Raw genomic sequence first — 18,932 nt, 5'->3', positions numbered from 1 at the left:
TAATTGGCTTGCTGTTATTGACAATGAGTTTAGTTTATATCGTTGAATGCTGTTAATTTGTTTGTTGACTCGGTTGACAAATGAGGTCTAGTTAGCATTATGGGTGCAAAAATTTTGGCAAAATGTAAATATTTCAGAAATTGAAAGAGAGAATTGTGAAATTAAGAATTGTTAAAATATACTGTCAAACCTAAAAATTCGTTTATTTCTATGATGGGTTTTATGCCAGTGAAATTTGAAGCAATATTTCGAACTTCATCAAACTAAATGAAATAAGTAAAACAATAAAAAGGGCATAGAAATGATATCCAAAACAAGAATTACAACTATTTATAATTGCTCCTTAGAGCGGGCTTTTAAGACGCCCATGTTATGTGATGTTTCAAAAGTGCATACTGGATACGGACCAATGCCAAAAGTCACGCATTGCACAGATGATGAAAATTGGGGTAAACCCGGTTTTAGTAAAAAGGTATTTGTAGCCCAATCATTTACTCAAAATGGAGGCTGGGCTTCTAACGATAAAGTTATTGAGCGAATTGAAAATCAATATTGGAAAATAGAAGTTAGTGAATTTCAGTCCTGGATGTTGGGGTTTTCAAAATTTGTAGGTGAATGGAAAACAACAGAACTTGAACCGGAAAAAATATTAGTCGAATATTCCTATGCTTTACATTCTGATATTGATTTACTGTATCCAATAAACTGGTTATTTACTAAAACCTTCTGGAGAATTTATATGAAAAGAGTTTTAGAGAACATTAGAATTTTGGCATATCATAATGAACCCTATCTCTATACGTAGTAAGAGCCAGAGTTACAAGCTGAATTTACTCAATCCAACAAATCAAAGATTTTCGTTTGCAATTTTCTATATCTAGGACTTATCATCATTTAATTCTCGGTTTGAAGCGGTAACAAATAGTGAGTAGAGGATGATTGCTTTCACCTTAGACACGAGTGTAGCACTCTAATAGTTTGTGCATGTTAAACACTTTTTGAGGAAGGTTAGTTTCCAGCTAGCGGTTTTGTCTAACCTATGATTTGGCACTACCTAGTATCCGAATATTGCTATATATCATTAACCTGATAATTTTAGTATAAGAAATACTGGAAATATCAAATACCAGGTATTATTTTTGGGCTTCTTTTATCAAAATACTTCATTAAGGAAGTCTCAATATGAGAAGAAAATGAACGCATTTCCACTTGCATTAAATGAATTAAAGCGCATTTTGCAACAATAAGAAAATTTTATTTTTATGGCTATAGTAAACGTTTACCTTACATTTAACGGCAATTGCCTTGAAGCATTTAATTTTTACAAATCGATTTTCGGTGGAGAATTTCCATATACTGGAAGATTTAAGGATATGCCTCCACAAGAAGGAGTGCCACCATTGACGGAGGAGTTTGGTGAAAAAATTATGCATATTTCATTACCGATTAGTAGTGAAACCATGCTTATGGGCAGTGATATTGGTGGACCCTGGGCATCTAATTTTATACATGGTAACAATTTTTCTATTTCTGTAAATACAGAAAGTGCACAAGAAGCGGACAAACTGTATAAGGGCCTTTCTGAAGGTGGCCATGCGACCATGCCCATGAGCAAGACTTTTTGGGGTTCGTATTTTGGGATGCTATCCGACAAGTTTGGTATTAATTGGATGGTAAGTTTTGATGAAACTCCGAATAATTAATTCCGGTATTAAGAATTTGGAGTCCATAATTTATGCAATAATTTGTTTCTTTTACTTTAATAATTTCGATGTATTGAATTTCGTTAATTTATTTTGTATTTTTATTTATGTTGAATACTTCTACGGTAATTTCAAATTGAGAAATGCCATTGCATCTATAAGTTAAGAATTAAATTACCATGATATTACCAGAAATTGAATTTGATTTTTTATTTTTTTGAATCAAAACATTTAATGCATGCTTTTTAAAAATTTAAAATCAAACTTAGATATATCGGACAGTGAGTTTGACTTAATTTATCCTAAAAAAATTAAGCAAGCATCTGAATTCCATTTTACACCAATTGAAATTGCAAAGATTGCCGCACATTATCTTGCGGATAGTAAAGATACAAAGGTATTAGATGTAGGTTCTGGTGCTGGTAAATTTTGTATGATTGGTGCCGCCTGTACAAAAGCTTCTTTTCATGGTGTCGAGCTGCGGAAGAATCTATTCAATACTTCCAATAGAATTTCAAAGCAGTTTAATTTGACAAACGTATATTTTACGAATTCAAATATTAATACTATTGATTTTAAGAACTTTGATGCAGTTTATTTTTTTAATTCTTTCATTGAAAATATTTTTCCCTTGGATCGCATTGATGCTTCCATTGAATTAAGAAAAGATCTATATTTAGAGTATTCGCATTATGTTAAAACGCAACTTGATTCAATGTCGATTGGTACTAAATTAGTTACTTATTTTAGTTTTCTAAAAGAGGTACCAGATAGTTTTGAAATTCAGTATTGTTTATTCGGAGAGAAACTTAAAATGTGGAAGAAAATTTCTTGATAGTTGTTGTCAACTTTATCTTATTTTTGCTTGACAAACTCTTGATTCTTTAATTTTATTGTTTATATTTAAGAAACAATAAAATTACTTATTTTATTAGTAAATGATTAATATAATATTTTTATTACTTTGCTTTAAATTTGAAACTTTATTCTAATAATTAATTGATTATGAATCCAATTTTAAGAAACATTTTAGCCGTAGTAGTCGGCGCCATTTTAGGAAGTGTTGTAAATATGGGATTCATCATGGTGAGTGGTTCCATTATACCGCCTCCTGACGGAGCTGATGTTACAACAATGGAGGGCTTAAAAGCATCCATGCATTTATTCCAACCAAAACATTTTATCTTTCCTTTTTTGGCTCATGCTTTTGGAACTTTTGTAGGTGCCTTTATTGCTGCGAAAATGGCCATTCGTCAAAAGATGATCTATGCAATGGGTATAGGTGTTTTTTTCTTGATTGGAGGAATTACAAATATTTTTATGCTTCCTTCACCTATTTGGTTTACGGTTTTGGATTTGGTAGTTGCCTATATCCCGATGGCTTATATAGCAGGCAAATTTGCTGATAAACAGTAATAATTTAGGAAACCGGGATAGTTTGTCATAAGGAAACAGCACTCTTCATTTTTAAGATGGCATGTCTTTTCTACTTATACTCCTTTTTTCCTTTTGCAGTTATTTCGCTGATTTCTGAATTTTTAATTTTAAAATTTTATCGAAAGATTAAAACTTTTGGATTCCTGATCAATAGTGATTTATTTGATGATTTAGTGAAACTAGATTTCTTATAGGTATGTAAGCTTTTTACTATACTAGCTGTATATTGATTTTGATGAAAATCTGCTTTAATATCAAATTTGGGTTCTGGAATTGAGTAGTTTGGAAAATTGTTAATTAGCAAATTGAGCATATTGCATGGCGTCTTATAGATTTTATATAGTAGTCCATATATTGACCATATACTTATTGGAATGAACAATAATTTTCAGCTGCAAATAATTTAAAAAAGTGTTTGCTATGCTGGTTAATTTGTAAATTTTTATTTGTTTTTTTTAAATTGGTAGATAAAAGGAATTTGTAGCTTCATATTGAAGGCTTTTCTAAAATATTTGATACGCTTCAGGGGTATACTAGAAAAACCAATTGACTTTTAGTCTGTTATAACCAAATAACTATCAACTTTTTTGTGCTTTTTAATTTGCAATGATATTTTAAGAGATAGTATAATCATGGGTAATCAAAAAATGGAGCAACATTTGGGTGAATAGATTTGTGCCTTAGTCAATAGTTTTACAGTTCGATATTTTGTAACCTTGCAAAATCAGACGTAGGCAAGAATTATAAATCTAAATTAAAAGAGGCTTCTTCTTTAGTATCGGTATTATATTTGTCCGTTAATTTCAAAGTTAATTAGGAAACAATTTATCTGTTAGGCATTAAAAATCAGGATATGAAATTCAAAAAAATGACTCCAATGATTTGGACCTCAGAAATGGATTTGACAATTGCATTTTATACTGAGGTCTTAGGTTTTGGTTGTACAGATCGCAATGATGAGTGGGGTTGGGCGGTTTTACATCACAATGCTATTGAAATCATGGTTTCCAGGCCAAATGAACATACCCCTTTTGGGGGTCCGGTATTTACGGGATCATTTTATTTTGTAATTGAAGATATTGATGCACTTTGGGAATTACTAAAAGAGCAAACTTACATTGCATATCCAATTGAAGACTTTGATTGGAATATGAGAGAATTTGGTATTTTTGATAATAATGGGTATTTGCTGCAATTTGGGCAAGAAATTTTAAACGATACAAGTTTAGAGGAGGAATAAGCTAGATTTAGAATTTAAAGATCTACAGGCTGTAAATGGGTTCATTCTGTTGAACTATTTATAGTCCCGTCGAGGCTATTTGAATATTTTTTAAATGTTGAATGTGAAGTATATTTTACTAGCAGGAAGTAATGGAATAAATTTTTTATTGTAATTTAAGTTGCCAAATTTATGAAATTAGGATTCATTGCCATGTATTGTACTATTTTTTTTAACTTTATAAATGCTCAGGTTCATCTTGGGCCAGGCCAAACCTTTTCAAATATTGAACCTGCAGTAAAAGCGGGTGTAATTCATCCGGGAGATACCGTATATTTACATAAGGGTTCATATGCTGGGTATCAACTTATTTCATTTTTGAAAGGAAGTCCGGGAAATTGGATTGTTATTCGAAGATTTGAGAATGACCTCATTGATATCTCTGGTGGTTGGCAGTTTGTAAGTTGCGAGTATATCAAATTTGAGTTTCTAAATTTTAAAGCTAATGTAAAGTATCCTGCAAGACTTTTTAGTGTGGATAATGGTGGTAGTTGTTTCACTCAATCAAACAACATAAAAGTAGATAGTTGTTATTTTTCAGACGTGACAGATCCTTCAGCGATAGCTGCTTTTAAATTTGGTGGTGTGGATAATTTTGAAGTTACAAATAATGTGTTTAGGGATTTTCCTGTTTGTAGTGCTATGGATTTTAATGTTTGTCATGATGGTATCATTAGTGGAAATTTAATAGTAAATTGTCTTACAGGGGGACATATCAAAGGTGGAGCGTCGAATATAACGATGCAGCGGAATATTTTTATGAATGCATCAAAAGCTCCTTGGGTAGCTTTTGAATTAGGAGGCGATACCGGAGCCCAATTTTATTGCGTCAATGATAGTTTCGAAGTAAAAAATTTGAAATTTTATTCGAATCTTGTAATAGGAGGATATCGGGGCGTTTCCTTATCCTCAGCAACAGATTGTAAAATAGTAAATAATACGTTTTATAATTGTTCTCAAGCAACCCTGAGATTTCTTACCACAAGTGTTCTATATCCAAAACTTTTCAGAAATAGAGTTGAAAATAATATTTTTGCTTTTGGCAGTTCGGCATATTTTAATGGTAGTATTCAAGCAACTGGATCTGTTACCTTTCTTAAAAACATCTACTATAGTATCTTCAATGCTTCATTTAATGGTCCTTATTGGGATACCCCTGATTTAGATGCAATCAAAGATCGTAATCCAATGAATTTTGGTTCAAATAGTCCTATGTTTAAAGACACAAGTAATTTTGATTTTACGTTAAAAGCTGGAAGTTCGGCTATCGCAAATGCTGCAAATGTGGCGGAACCCGTGTATGATTTTTATGGAAATCCATTTTCAGTATCTGCTCGTTCAATAGGTGCTATTGAATATGGTGGTGTAGTGAATACAGATTCACATTTAGTTTCCGGGACAAATTTTAAAATTCAAATATATCCAAATCCATCCCAGGATTATATCTTTGTTACACAAACTTCAAAAGAATCATTTTTTGAGATTTTTTCATTTGCAGGTGTAAAAGTGTTAGATGGAACTACGAATCAAATAATTCAAATTTCAAATTTAGCATCTGGTATTTATTATTTAAAACTTAATTCTCAGGTTTTCAAATTATTTAAACTGTGATATTTAATATTTTCATTATCAAATTCAGTAAAACTATTTTATTGATTCTGGAATAATATATTAGGTCATGTAAATTGGAACCTCATTGAATTCATCTGCTTGTTTTTCGTCTAAAAGAAAGTCCTTAATAGCCATCAACATGGCTTTGTTTGCAGTGAATAATTCCCGATTAAAATTAATAGCGGTGGTTAAGTCCAAATCCTCTAAAGGAGCAGTTTGTGCTTTTTTATAGAATTCATTTAGGGCTGTACTATAGTTATTTTGAATATCATTGTAAATGTTTCTTAAAATTTTAAAATTCGCAGTTTTTTCTTTACGCATGAGTTCATTTAATTGGAAATATAATTTTTTAGTTTCATTTTGATGATGTAAGAAGAATTCAAATTTAATATCTTTAGAAGATCGCATTAAGTTATTAATATTACTTCCAATATCTTTCATACTTTTTACGGCATGCATTGCACTTCTTACCGCAGAAATTAGTTGATTTAATTCCGAATTATACTCACCTTGTAATTTTACCCTTAGAGCAAGGTAAAACATTTGTATTTCACCTTGAAGTTGTTTTAGAAATTGATACTTTTCTTCAGGTAGTTTTTCGGAAAAATTTCGTTTCAAGTTTTTATTATTGAATTCAGGATATTCTGAAATTATAGTTGTGTCAATTTCAAATTGTGATATATTAAATAGTATGGAATTATGGATAAAATAATCGATTTCTTTTCGAATTAAATCCAACGATGATTCTGGCTCATTTACATTTGCATCTCCAAGAAAAGCAGCAGCAGATGCATCTGTATCTTTGAAAAACCATTCTAATAGTTTAGTATAGGGGTTTAGAAATGGTAAAAAAAGAAAAATAGCAAATAGATTTACAAGACTGGAAAATGTAACTAAACCGATTAAAGGATCTTTGAAATTAAAAACTTCAGTAATTAACAATAATATGGGTTTCAAAAAAATGAAGGCAAGAATTGTGAGGACTACATTAAATAAAAAATTGCCTAAGGCAACCCTTTTTTTGGAAGCAGTACCACCTAAGGAGCCTAATATAATTTTTATAGTAGTACCAGCTTCAGACCCTAACACTAATGCAGCAGCTTGGGGGAAGTTTAATGCACCTGCATGAAGTGCACTCAAAGTAAGTGCCATCGTAACTGAACTTGATTGGACTACAAGCGTGATAAGAAATCCTATAATTAAAAATACATAAAGAGACATATTGGCATATTGTGAAAAATCAAATGCTTTCACCTGTTCTTCCATTGCTGTTTTCATAAAAGAAAGCCCAATAAAAAGCAAGCCAAAACCAAAGAGAAAATAGGATATATATTTATATGATTTTTTATGGCCAAGCAACATAAGCAATAAACCACCGATACAAACTGCTGGATATGCGGCTACTTCGATATTTACTTTAAATCCTAAAGTAGCTACTAACCAACTATCAATAGTGGTTCCAAGATTTGCACCTAGAATAATGGACATTGCATTTTTCATTGTAAAGACACCAGCTCCAACAAATGCTAGCACCATTAATGAAACCATAGAACTGCTCTGTAGTATTGCTGTAACGATGGCGCCCCCAGTTACAGCACCAAAACGGTTTTTAGTGATTCGTTGTAAAAATATTTTGAAATTCCGTCCAGAAAGATTTTTCAAAGATTCTTCTAATAGATACATAGCAAAAAGGAATAGTCCGATTCCTCCAGCTAATTTCATTAAATTTGTAAAAATATCCATGGAATTAATTGCTTATTTTAATGCTTGATGTCGACTATACAATTTATATATTTTGATTTATAAATTTGAAATACTATACTCAAATTTAATCGTTTATTTATTTAGGATTGGAACTATTATTTAAGTCCATTTAATTGAATTTCCTTTTATACCAGTTTTTTAGTTTCTTTACATAGCTTAATTCGGATTTCTTAGTTTCTAATTCTCCAATTAGAAATCCGATTGGTTTTAATGAATCAATATGGTCACAAACTATTTTGAACATAGCAATTAATGGAATTGCTAGAATGATGCCTGGAATTCCCCAAATTAATTCCCCCATTACTAACGAAATGATTGTAAATAAAGGGTTGATTTTAACTTGAGGACCTAAAATTATAGGTTCAAGTATCCAACCTTGAATAAGTTGAACAATTGCATACGTTACAACGATGCCACCCAATAAAGGGAAACTCGCCCCATGAACAGCTGCTACAAATACGGTTAAAGTTGTACCGGTTATATTGCCGATATAGGGTACGATTTCAAGCAGTCCGCAAAGGATTGCAAAAAAGATAGCGCTTTCAACTCCTACTACTGAAAAACCAATGCTATACATAATCCATAAGCAGACAATCATTTTTGCAAGCCCTAACAAATATTGTTGTGATACATGGGTTGCATTTAAAACTACTTGTTCCATCTCTGCTCGTTCAGAAATTGGTGAGAGTTGAAGAATAAATTGTTTAATATGGCGACGGTAGTACAGTAGAAAAGAAATATATACAAGAACTAAGATCATGGAAGTAAAAATAGAAAGTGTAGAACCTGCTAATTGAGATAAAATACCATTCATGGAAGGTTGTTGGTCTTTTAATACCTGAGATTGTTGTTCCGCGGAGATCCCTAAATGATTAAAAATAAATTCCTGAATTCGATTTATGGACTCCATTGCTTTTTCTTTAATTAAAGTTATATCATTGGTGAGTTCCGCTACTTGCCAGCCAATTAATGCAAATACAAAGCCGATCAGAAAGATAATTACAAGAACAGAACAAAAAGCAGCTAATCCTCTGGGAATTTTCTTTGATTCAAGCCAATTGGAAAATGGCAGCAAAAGAGTAGCCAATACAGCACCTATGGATAAGGGTATTAAAAAGTCTTTAGCGAAATAAAGGCCAGCAATGACCAGAAAGAGAATAATTAGTTTTTTGATAATGGATATAGAGGATATAATCATATTTAAATTTGAATTAGTACAAATCTACTCTATTAATTCTAAGTTGTTTCAGCGTTTATATTATTTTCTTCTTTTTTATCGTATGTAATTTCTAACAATAGCTTATGGAATGAAAAATCGTATTTGTAATTCAAAACTAATTTTTGCTAAGGATTATAAAATTATTAATATTCCATACCTTAAGTTTGAGATTTGGAATTTCTAATATATAGGAAATTGTATGTTGATTTACGTTTATTCTCTGGCGTATTCTCTAGAAAATAATTGGTAATTTGCTTGTGAATTTATCGATTCAGTAAGAATCATCATGTTTGTTTTTGGTAATATTTGTATTTATTTAATTTGTAAAAAATTGCAAGCAAAACGATTCGATATTTGAAAATTAGCTTTTTTATAAGTGAATTCATCGTGGTTTTGAATGCAAGAAAGGTTTTTTGATAAATCCTATTGTTTTGGTAAATGCATTGAAATTTTACGAATTCATTGTACCTAGGAACTCTGTCCAGGAGAATACCTATAATAGTTAAGAATTTGTTTAATATTTATTATATAATCTTGGCTCGGGAATATTTAATCTAATGATCAAAGAGTGAATACAATATAGAACTGTGAAATGGTATCCAAAATAGGTCTAATGCATAATTTGTTAGAATTTATTTAATCGGTGGTTCTAATAACCATCCAGGAGTCAAGTTATTTTGATTAAATTTTCAGGATGCACATTTTATTTATTAATCGAAAGTTTCAAACAATAGGGTATTCAATTTGTTTTTTAGGAGTTTAGTAGATGTTGAATTTATTATCTTTGAGAAATTTGGAATTAGATCTATTTTAAAAGAATCCAAAATATTTAAAGCATATATGGGATATAGAATAAATAAAATAGCCGTTTTAGGTTCTGGTTTAATGGGTTCAGGAATTGCCTGTCATCTTGCAGGAGCTGGCTTTCAGGTTATATTACTGGACTTAGCCTCTGAAGGAGCCAATAAAAATGCCTTTGTAAATGCTGCTTTAGAAAAAGCATTGGCCTCTAAACCAACGCCTATTTTTCATAAAAAGTTCAAGTCAAATATTCAAACTGGTAATTTTGATGATGATATACATCGGATTAAAGATTGTGACTGGATATTGGAAGTTATAATTGAGAAATTAGAGATTAAAAAATTGTTGTATGAAAAAATAGAATCGTTTCGAAGACCTGGAACGCTTATGAGTTCAAATACTTCTGGTATACCAATTCATTTTTTAATACAGGATAGATCTGACGATTTTAAAAAACATTTTTGTGGAACTCATTTTTTCAATCCTCCACGTTATCTTAAACTTTTGGAGATTATTCCAACCTCAGAAACAAAATCAGACGTTGTAGAATTTTTTATGGATTTCGGAAAGCATTTTCTCGGCAAACAAACGGTTTTATGTAAAGATACTCCCGCATTTATCGCAAATAGAATAGGCGTAGTTACCATGTCAAAAATATTTGAGTTAGCAGAAGAATTAAAGTTAAGTATATCGGATGTTGATAAATTAACAGGACCTGCATTGGGTAGGCCAAAAAGCGGAACATTTAGATTAATGGATTTAGTTGGCATTGATACTGCTACTTGGGTTGTTGAAGGTTTGCGTGCGAATTGTCCAAAGGATGAGATGGTTCAAAAACTCCAGCATCCTAAGAGTATTAATTATTTGGTCAGCCAAAAATGGTTTGGAAATAAATCTGGAAAAGGATTTTATGAAAAGACATCTCAGAAAGATGAAAAGGGAAGGCCAGTTTTTTCGGCTTTGAATTTAAATACACTGGAGTATCAGCAAGACCCAAAATCAAAATTGGAGAGTATAACTATTTCAAAACAAATAGAAAATTTATCAGCGAGAATAAAAGCTATTATAAAAATGGACGATGCAGGTGCAATGCTTGTTCGCAAGGCACTGGGTTTTTTGTTTGCTTATGCATCTCAGCGAATTCCTGAAATTACAGAAACTGTATTTGCAATTGATGAATCTTTAAAAAACGGATTTGCATGGGAGCTTGGACCTTTTGAAACCTGGGATGCTATTGGTTTTGAAGCTGGTTTGAAATTGATTGAGGAATCCGGTGAGCAGCCAGCAGATTGGATTTTGAGTATGAAAGCAGTTAATAAGACACAGTTTTATGCAACAGAGAATAGACAATTGTTTTACTATGATCATAATTCAGAGAATTACTTGCTAATACCAGGGCAACAAGATGAAATTAGGTTTCATTTATTTGATAAAAAAGCGAGTGTTTATAAAAATGATGAAGTTATTTTACATGATATTGGAGATGGTGTATTGTGTTTAGAATTTAAAAGTAAATACAATGCTATTGGCGAGGGTATTTTAAAAGGAATTCAAGAATCGATACGGATTGCTGAAGAACAACAATGGAAAGGATTAGTTATTGGAAATAATGCAACAAATTTTACTGTCGGTGCAAATTTAATGTTGGTTGGAATGATGGCATTTCAACAGGAATATGATCAACTAGATTTGGCGGTGAGAATGTTTCAGGATACTTCAATGCGTTGCAGGTATTCTTCAATTCCAGTGGTTACAGCAACTCAAGGATATGTATTTGGAGGAGGCGTTGAATTATTGATGCATTGTGATGCTTCTGTTTGTGCTGCCGAATCCTATATAGGTTTAGTAGAAGTGGGTGTTGGTATATTGCCCGGAGGTGCTGGCACAAAAGAATTTGCAGTGAGGCTTAGTGATGAATTTAAGGAAGGAGAAGTACAAATCCCTCAATTGATTCAAAGGTTTAAAACAATTGCTACTGCTTCCGTAGCTACTTCTGCTTATGAAGCCTATGATTTTGGTTATTTGGATGCCAAAAGAGATAGCGTTTGTATTCTTGGAACATCCAATATTTTCCAGGCAAAACAAAAAGTTTTGCAACTTTCAACAAATTATATTAGACCTGTACCGAGAGAAGATATTATGGTGTTGGGACAAACAGGATTAGCTGCATTGTATGTCGCTGCACATAGTTTAAAATTAGGTGGATATGCTTCAGATCATGACATAAAAATTGCTCGTAAAATTGCATATGTTTTATGTGGTGGAGATCTAAGTTATGCCCAAAAAGTAAATGAACAATATCTTTTGGATCTTGAAAGGGAAGCGTTTTTAAGTTTATGTACAGAACCTAAAACATTAGAACGAATTCAATATATGCTTGAAAACAATAAACCCTTGCGAAATTAATATGTAAACCAAACTGGCTTAATGAGGATGTTATAATTCACTTCTTTGAAAATAATTCCACGAATTTTGTGATTTCGACGTAAATTAACCCTTTGCTTTTATGTTACTATTTGAACAAAAATTGGGTTTTCAATGAAGACGGAATTCTTAACACCAGACCTTTTCCATCAGCCTGCCATTAAAAATGCAAGCATAAATGGCGTTTCATATGAAATAAAACAGGGAGAAACAATTTTAAGCTTTGTAAGGCGGCATTTTGAAAATAATACAATTCCTACCCTTTGCGATGCACCAAATCTCGAAGCATTTGGATCTTGTCGAGTATGCAGTGTAGAAGTTTCAAGGCCAGGAAATGGAGTATCCCGCACTGTTGCTGCTTGTCATACCCCCGTTGAAGAAGGAATGATCATTGCAACCGAGTCAGAATCCATTCAAAAATTAAGAAAAAATATCATAGAACTTGTCCTTACAGATCACCCATTAGATTGTCTTACCTGTGAAGTAAATGGAAATTGTGAATTGCAAGATGTGGCGGCAAGAGTAGGTATTCGGAAAGTTCGGTATCCAGAGGGTAAAAACCACCTGGATAGGGAAAAAGACAATAGTCATCCCTACATGACTTCCGATTTGTCAAAGTGTATTATGTGTTATCGCTGTGTCAGAGCCTGTGATGAAGTCCAAGGTCAATTGGTATTGTCTGTTATGGGACGTGGTTTTGATAGTCAGATTATTAAAGGGATGAATCAATCTTTTATGGATTCTGACTGTGTAAGTTGTGGTGCTTGTGCTCAGGCATGTCCGACTTCTGCGATTTCTGATGTATTCCAATCTAAAGCTTTAGTTGGACAAGATAAAGTTCGGACTGTTTGCACGTATTGTGGAGTTGGATGTAATCTTGAAGTAAGCGTTAAAAGTGGTAAAATATTAAGTATTCAAGCGCCTTTTAATGCAGATGTAAATCAAGGTCATACTTGTTTGAAAGGTCGTTATGCATTTAAATTTTATAACCATCCAGAACGACTGCAATATCCTATGATTCGTAAAAATGGAGTATTGGAACGGGTGAGCTGGGATGAAGTTTATGATTTTATCGTAGAAAAATTAACGGATATAAAGACTCAGTTTGGTCCAAATGCAATTGGAGGAGTTTCTTCTGCCCGGTGTACGAATGAAGAAAATTATTTAATGCAAAAATTTATTCGGGCTGTCATTGGCACCAATAATATTGATGGTTGTGCCCGAGTTTGTCATTCACCAACTGCTTTGGGAATGCAACGCACGTTTGGGACTGGCGCCGCAACAAATTCTATTGAAGATCTTAAACTAACTTCTGCCATTTTAGTAATTGGAGCCAATCCTACCGAAGGGCATCCAGTAACGGGTGCTAAATTAAGGCAGCATGCAATGAAAGGAAAGACTACCATTGTAATTGATCCCCGCCGTACTGAAATGGCAAAATATGCTACGCATCATCTCCAATTAAGACCAGGTACGAATGTTGCTGTTTTAAATATGATGCTCTATTATATTGTAAAACAGGAGTTATTTGATAAATCATTTATTAGTAATAGAACAGAAGGTTTTGATGATTTTAAAGAAAATATTTTAAAATTAAATATCAGCGAACTGGAAAATGTTTCCGGAGTTCCTCGCGAACAAGCAAAAGCTGCCGCAATTGCATATGCATCAGCTCCACTCGCAATGTCATTTCATGGTCTAGGGGTCACAGAGCATTATCAAGGCACCTATACGGTAATGTTAATTGCAGATTTGGCAATGATTACAGGTAATGTTGGAAAACCGGGATGCGGTGTAAATCCTTTAAGAGGCCAAAATAATGTTCAGGGAATGGCAGATATGGGCGTTCAACCTTATCAAGCAGCAGGTTATTATGATGTTACGTTGCCCGAAGTACAGGAAAAATTTAGCAAATTTTATGGAGTAGAAGTTCCATCAGAAGTAGGATTAAAAATACCAGAAATGTATAATGCTGCAATTGCAGGTCAATTTAAAGCATTATGGATAATGGGTGATGATTTGGTTCAATCAGACCCAAATACAAATAAAGTTATTAAAGCTATAAAGTCCTTGGATCTTTTAATCGTCCAGGAAATATTTATGACCGAAACAGCCAAACTAGCACATGTAGTTTTACCAGGAGCTTCATTTTTAGAAAAAGAAGGGACTTTTACAAATGGTGAACGTCGTATACAAAAAGTGCAGCAAGTAGTTAAACCAATTGGCGATTCAAAAGTAGATGGACAAATTATGGTCGATATTATGAATCGAATGGGTTATAAACAAGCGGCCTATGAAGCTAAAAGTATGCTTGAAGAAATTTGTCAGATAGTACCATTCTTTGCAGGTGTAAAATGGGATGAACTCGGTGATAACGGTAAACAATGGCCTGTCTTAGCTGATGGAACGGATACTAAAATATTACATGTTGATACATTCAAACGCGGAAAAGGTAAATTTGAATTTAAGGAATATGTAGAGTCTCCGGAGATCCTTGAAAATGCCGAAGAATTTCCATTTATCCTTACCACAAACCGTGTACTGGAACATTACAATGCTGGCACCATGACCCGTCGAACAGGTAATGTTGAAATCATTTCTGAAGATTTGGTTTTAATTAATCCAGAAGATGCTATCAGCTATCAAATTGAAGAAGGAGACCTGGTTTTAATTGAATCTGCCAGAGGTAAAATAGAAATAAAAGCACATCTTACCGATGAAGTCAAACAAGGTGTCATAAGTACTACCTTTCATTTTCCTGAATTATTTGTAAATATTGTAACTTCTGATGTTAGTGATAGCATTGCAAAATGTCCTGAATTTAAAGTCGTTTGTGTGAGAATTCAGAAAGTTGAAATGCTTGTAATGTGATTTTTTCACTTCTGCTATAGTTGATTTCAATACCACTAATATTGATTCGGTTTTATTTAAATTATATCCAAATAATCAACTAAAAAAAAGCTTGATAATGGATAGAAATTATCAAGCTTTAAATGGAATCTTACCAAAGTTAAAAGTCCTTTATTAATCTCCTTTTTCTGCTTTCATACTTATTAATTCGCCATTTGCCCGACATAACATTTCAAATTCATAACTGATTCCGTTTAATAAATCTTCAATTTTATTTGCTTCTTCAGTTTTAAATGCTTGAGAAGGCGTTGCACTATTTTCAAGATTGTTTTCAATAGACTTTCTAGGAGAATCGAAGTTAGGAGAATAATTAACTTGATCAGAAATGAGTTCGGAATTAGGACTGTCTGAACTAAGTGTAAGATTTTTAGTTTCTCTAGGATTTTGAATAATTTTTTTTAAGTAAACAATTCTTGGAACATCGATCTATTCTTTAATGTAAATGGTATCATGAATGGTCACTGTTTTAGATTCTGATTTAGATGAAGATACCGGGATATTTAAAGAGCTGTGTTTCAATGGATCAAGACCATTTAAATTATAAAATGACCTGGCAGCTAAAAGTGGAATTATAAAGAATAAAGGCCAAAAAAGCGGCCAATGCTTGTTTTTAGATTGTGATGGAGCTTCCAATTTTTTCCAATCCTCTTCATTGAAGTCAGCAAGCTTTTGATTCTTTAATTTATCGCAATATTTAGAATAAAATCTATTCATTTTTGTAAAACTTTAAGCTTAGATTTAACAGTAGGTTCCAACATTTCTTTTAATTTTTGCAATGCTCTGAAAAGGTTAGATCTCGAAGTACTTGCAGTTATTTGTAATTTTTCTGCAATTTCTTCATGGCTATATTCTTCCAGGACTTATAAATTTAAAACAAGTCGATATGCGGGTGATAATTTTTGTAATACAGGGATCAAATCTTCTATGTTATCCAAATCTGGAAAATCATAATAAGAAGGTTCTTGTATTTTGCCTGAATCTAAAGATAGTATTTGGGTTTTCGCTTTGTGTTGTCTGTAATAATCGATCGCTTTATGGATCATGATTTTTCTCAACCAACTTTTGAAAGAATAATCAGAATTATAAAGATCAATTTGGGTAAGAATTTTTAGAAAACCATCATTCAAAATTTCTACAGCCTCTGCTCCAGATGAACTATATTGCAAACAAATGGTTTTGGCAAAGCTATAATATTGTTCATAGAGAGCCTTTTGTGCAGATCTTTGACTTAGTTTCTCACCCTGCAAGAGCTCTGACAAAGCAGGCTTTAGTGAGTCCATATATCAATTATACGTAGTTTTTATTTAAAATGCTGCGTCAACATAATATAAATGCTATTTTGAATTCATGCTTTATAGATCCCTTTTTACCTTTTTTGTTAACTTGGTATCCATTAAAGAGCTTTATCGAAAAATCTAATCTCTATAAGAATTAAGGTTTGAGCCATAATTTATGCGGTTCTTCCTAACTTTGTTCATTAATGGAAAGGATTTTGGCTGGAAACCATACCGAATTAATTGCTAGTGGGCTTCAAATATCCTTTGAACCTTTGGTCTCAGTTATTGGGAATGAGCTTGTTATAAAAATTTTTGAAGAATCCATTGAACTGAATTATTTCACAAATTCTAATGAATGCGAGCCTTCCGAGACCAAAGTAACAAGTTTTCTCATCCATATTAAATTTGACCAATCGTATTTTAAAAATAAGGATTTCTCCCGGCCTTTTCATGCATTGCCGTCTCACTCTCAATCAATTTGTTGCAATACCCAATTTATTCTTATGGATATTTGGACCACAAATTTGAATGGAATTTACAGGAAATTATTTTTAGAGAGCAAAGCTGTTGAATTACTTCTAAGAGCTTATAGTCTTCATTTGGAGCAATCTGGAGATTGTGCTAATTGTAGATTTCTTAAATTTGATTACAACAAAGATAAAATCATTCAAGCTCGACAAATATTATTGGAAAACTTAAATAATCCTCCTACCATTCCAGATTTGGCTAAAATCATAGGAATCAATCAATGCTATCTGAAAAAGGGTTTCAAAGAGATGTTTAATATGACTATCTATGATTTTGTAATGGAGCAACGCATGATTTTGGCCAAAGGATTAATCCAAAATTCACAATTCAGCGTTTATGAAGTTTCCGAATCCCTTGGATATGCTTCATCCAGCAGTTTTTCTAAAGCCTTTAAGAAAATTCACGGTTTCAGCCCAAGCGAATTGAAATAATTTCCGTTTAGGACATTCACTTTTTCGTTTTTGACAATTTTAACTTGTGGTTCCAGTGCTACTTTTGCAAATGGTTTTGCAGCAGTTTATAGCTTGATTTTTTACGAACGCCCTTAGGGAATCGTTTGTTTTTATAAATGATCGTTGTAGAGAGATCACTATTTGTTAAGAATGCATCCATATTTAATTCTTAATCATAATTCATAGAATCTATGGGAGCCGATATAATATTGCCAAAATTAAATTATAATTTCTATATATCATTTAAGACATTTTATATTTTAGCTTGTTTTATATTGTTTTATTCATATTTGAATGCTCAGATTTCAAATTTAGATTCTTTGCAAATTATTCAAACGAATTCAAAAGATTTGAAAAAGAAATTGCATTTATCTGGATATGGTGTTATGAATTTGAATTGTTATAATTGGCAGCTATTTCCAGCAAAAAGAAATGACATAGATTTTGAACGGGCTGTTTTAGAATTGAATTATCAAATTGATGATCAATGGAAATTGGTTTCTGAATTAGAAATTGAGCATGGAGGAACAGGTGTTACGCTTGAATTTGACCCATTAGAGGAATTTGGTGAATTTGAATATGAAGTGGAAAAAGGAGGTGAAATCTGGTTGGAACAATTTAACATTCGATATCATTTTAATACAGATGTGAATATTTCCTTCGGGAGAGTAAAAGTACCATTTGGATTGTCTAATTTTTTTGATGAGCCAGATGAATACAGAACAAATCAACTTCCAGAAATGGAAAATGTCATTTTGCCTACCAACTGGACAGAATATGGAATTTTGCTGAATGGAATCTTTAGAAAGCATTTACATTGGTATTTAGGTGTAGTGGCAGGTTTAGATGGATCTGCTTTTAATTCTGCAAACTTTATCAAACGCGGCAATCAAAGAAGGTTTGAAACTGTAAATGCTGAAGACATAGCAGGTGTAATACGATTAGATTATAAGTTTAATGATAATAATCATCTTGGCATTTCTGGATATTTCGGGAATACTAGAAATAATCGTCCAAAGCCAGATTTACAACAAAATGCTTTTTTAGCTTTGTTTGAAGCTCATACTGCTTTAAAGTGGAATTTATTCTCAGTTCAAATTATTTCTTTGTTTGGTCAACTTCAAAATTCTGAAGCGGTAAGCAATGCTAATCGAAATTTATCTAACAATTTAAATGTGAAAAGAACCCCGGTCGGGAAGCAAGCATTCGGTGCCAGTTTAGAGTTTGGATTTCAAGTTTCAGAGTTGATAAAAAAAGGTATGAAGAATAAACTGTTTATGTTTGGAAGATATGATTATTATGATACACAATTTGCAACAGAAGGATCCATTTTTAATAATCCAAGATGGGAACGGAATGCGATTGCATTTGGATTTAATTATCTTCCAACACACTGGTTAATTTTAAAAGGACAATATTCTAAGCAAATAATTGGAATTGCTGTCAATAAGTATCAAGAAACGATGTCATTAGGTTTTGGTTTTATACTTTGATAATCATTATTTTTAATATATATATTAAATAATA

Annotated in this window: 15 protein-coding genes; 10 read left to right on the top strand and 5 right to left on the bottom strand. The window is 32.3% G+C overall.

Translation table 11 applies throughout. The annotated features are described in order from the left end of the window. The first annotated feature begins 301 nt into the window (after nt 1-301). The 6 genes from IPO86_14685 to IPO86_14660 all read left to right on the top strand — a co-directional run bounded on the left by IPO86_14685 (nt 302) and on the right by IPO86_14660 (nt 6,030). Nucleotides 302-805, top strand: a complete 504-nt coding sequence (locus IPO86_14685; protein ID MBK9729352.1) for a hypothetical protein — start codon at nt 302-304, stop codon at nt 803-805. A gap of 457 nt (nt 806-1,262) precedes the next feature. Then, on the top strand, nt 1,263-1,703 hold the full coding sequence (locus tag IPO86_14680) for a VOC family protein (GenBank protein MBK9729351.1): 441 nt from the start codon (nt 1,263-1,265) through the stop codon (nt 1,701-1,703). 238 nt (nt 1,704-1,941) lie between these two features. Next, a complete protein-coding gene (locus tag IPO86_14675; protein MBK9729350.1) occupies nt 1,942-2,538 on the top strand; it encodes a class I SAM-dependent methyltransferase in 597 nt (198 codons plus the stop codon). A 170-nt stretch (nt 2,539-2,708) separates the two neighbouring features. Further along, nucleotides 2,709-3,119: a hypothetical protein gene (locus tag IPO86_14670; GenBank protein ID MBK9729349.1), complete on the top strand. Its 411-nt coding sequence runs from the start codon at nt 2,709-2,711 to the stop codon at nt 3,117-3,119. 898 nt (nt 3,120-4,017) lie between these two features. Beyond that, the gene (locus IPO86_14665) at nt 4,018-4,380 is read left to right on the top strand and encodes a VOC family protein (protein ID MBK9729348.1); all 363 of its coding nucleotides are present in this window, start codon (nt 4,018-4,020) and stop codon (nt 4,378-4,380) included. A gap of 171 nt (nt 4,381-4,551) precedes the next feature. Continuing rightward, nucleotides 4,552-6,030: a T9SS type A sorting domain-containing protein gene (locus tag IPO86_14660; protein ID MBK9729347.1), complete on the top strand. Its 1,479-nt coding sequence runs from the start codon at nt 4,552-4,554 to the stop codon at nt 6,028-6,030. A 60-nt stretch (nt 6,031-6,090) separates the two neighbouring features. Here IPO86_14660 and IPO86_14655 read toward each other — a convergent pair whose 3' ends face one another. Both IPO86_14655 and IPO86_14650 read right to left on the bottom strand, forming a co-directional pair. Continuing rightward, nucleotides 6,091-7,773, bottom strand: coding sequence for a Na/Pi cotransporter family protein (locus tag IPO86_14655; protein ID MBK9729346.1), 1,683 nt, complete (start codon nt 7,771-7,773; stop codon nt 6,091-6,093). 130 nt (nt 7,774-7,903) lie between these two features. Then, complete coding sequence (locus IPO86_14650; GenBank protein ID MBK9729345.1) at nt 7,904-8,992, bottom strand: AI-2E family transporter; 1,089 nt, start codon at nt 8,990-8,992, stop codon at nt 7,904-7,906. 861 nt (nt 8,993-9,853) lie between these two features. Between IPO86_14650 and IPO86_14645 the strand changes: the two genes are divergently transcribed. Together IPO86_14645 and fdhF are read left to right on the top strand one after the other, a co-directional pair. Continuing rightward, nucleotides 9,854-12,220: a 3-hydroxyacyl-CoA dehydrogenase/enoyl-CoA hydratase family protein gene (locus tag IPO86_14645; protein ID MBK9729344.1), complete on the top strand. Its 2,367-nt coding sequence runs from the start codon at nt 9,854-9,856 to the stop codon at nt 12,218-12,220. Nucleotides 12,221-12,352: 132 nt separating this feature from the next. Next, complete coding sequence (fdhF, locus tag IPO86_14640; GenBank protein MBK9729343.1) at nt 12,353-15,109, top strand: formate dehydrogenase subunit alpha; 2,757 nt, start codon at nt 12,353-12,355, stop codon at nt 15,107-15,109. A gap of 465 nt (nt 15,110-15,574) precedes the next feature. Here fdhF and IPO86_14635 read toward each other — a convergent pair whose 3' ends face one another. From IPO86_14635 to IPO86_14625, 3 genes are read right to left on the bottom strand one after another with little or no spacing between them, the layout of a single operon-like run. Then, entirely contained in the window at nt 15,575-15,862 is a 288-nt protein-coding gene (locus IPO86_14635; protein ID MBK9729342.1) for a hypothetical protein, read from the bottom strand. Then, nucleotides 15,859-16,005 carry a hypothetical protein gene (locus IPO86_14630; protein MBK9729341.1) on the bottom strand — a complete coding sequence of 49 codons (147 nt, stop codon included), beginning with the start codon at nt 16,003-16,005 and terminating at the stop codon, nt 15,859-15,861. Before IPO86_14630 ends, IPO86_14635 begins: the two co-directional genes overlap by 4 nt. Nucleotides 16,006-16,008: 3 nt before the next feature. Continuing rightward, nucleotides 16,009-16,428: a sigma-70 family RNA polymerase sigma factor gene (locus IPO86_14625; GenBank protein ID MBK9729340.1), complete on the bottom strand. Its 420-nt coding sequence runs from the start codon at nt 16,426-16,428 to the stop codon at nt 16,009-16,011. A gap of 200 nt (nt 16,429-16,628) precedes the next feature. On the opposite strand from IPO86_14625, the gene IPO86_14620 reads away from it, so the two are divergent. Further along, nucleotides 16,629-17,384, top strand: a complete 756-nt coding sequence (locus tag IPO86_14620) for a helix-turn-helix transcriptional regulator (GenBank protein MBK9729339.1) — start codon at nt 16,629-16,631, stop codon at nt 17,382-17,384. A 341-nt stretch (nt 17,385-17,725) separates the two neighbouring features. Then, nucleotides 17,726-18,898 (top strand): autotransporter outer membrane beta-barrel domain-containing protein, encoded by a 1,173-nt coding sequence (locus tag IPO86_14615; protein ID MBK9729338.1) that lies wholly within the window; start codon nt 17,726-17,728, stop codon nt 18,896-18,898. Nucleotides 18,899-18,932 lie beyond the last annotated feature (34 nt).

It is taken from the genome of Saprospiraceae bacterium (assembly GCA_016717265.1).
GTDB lineage: Bacteria > Bacteroidota > Bacteroidia > Chitinophagales > Saprospiraceae > Vicinibacter.
The sequence above is the reverse complement of the archived record's forward strand: the minus strand, read 5'-3'. Positions and strand labels throughout refer to the sequence as shown.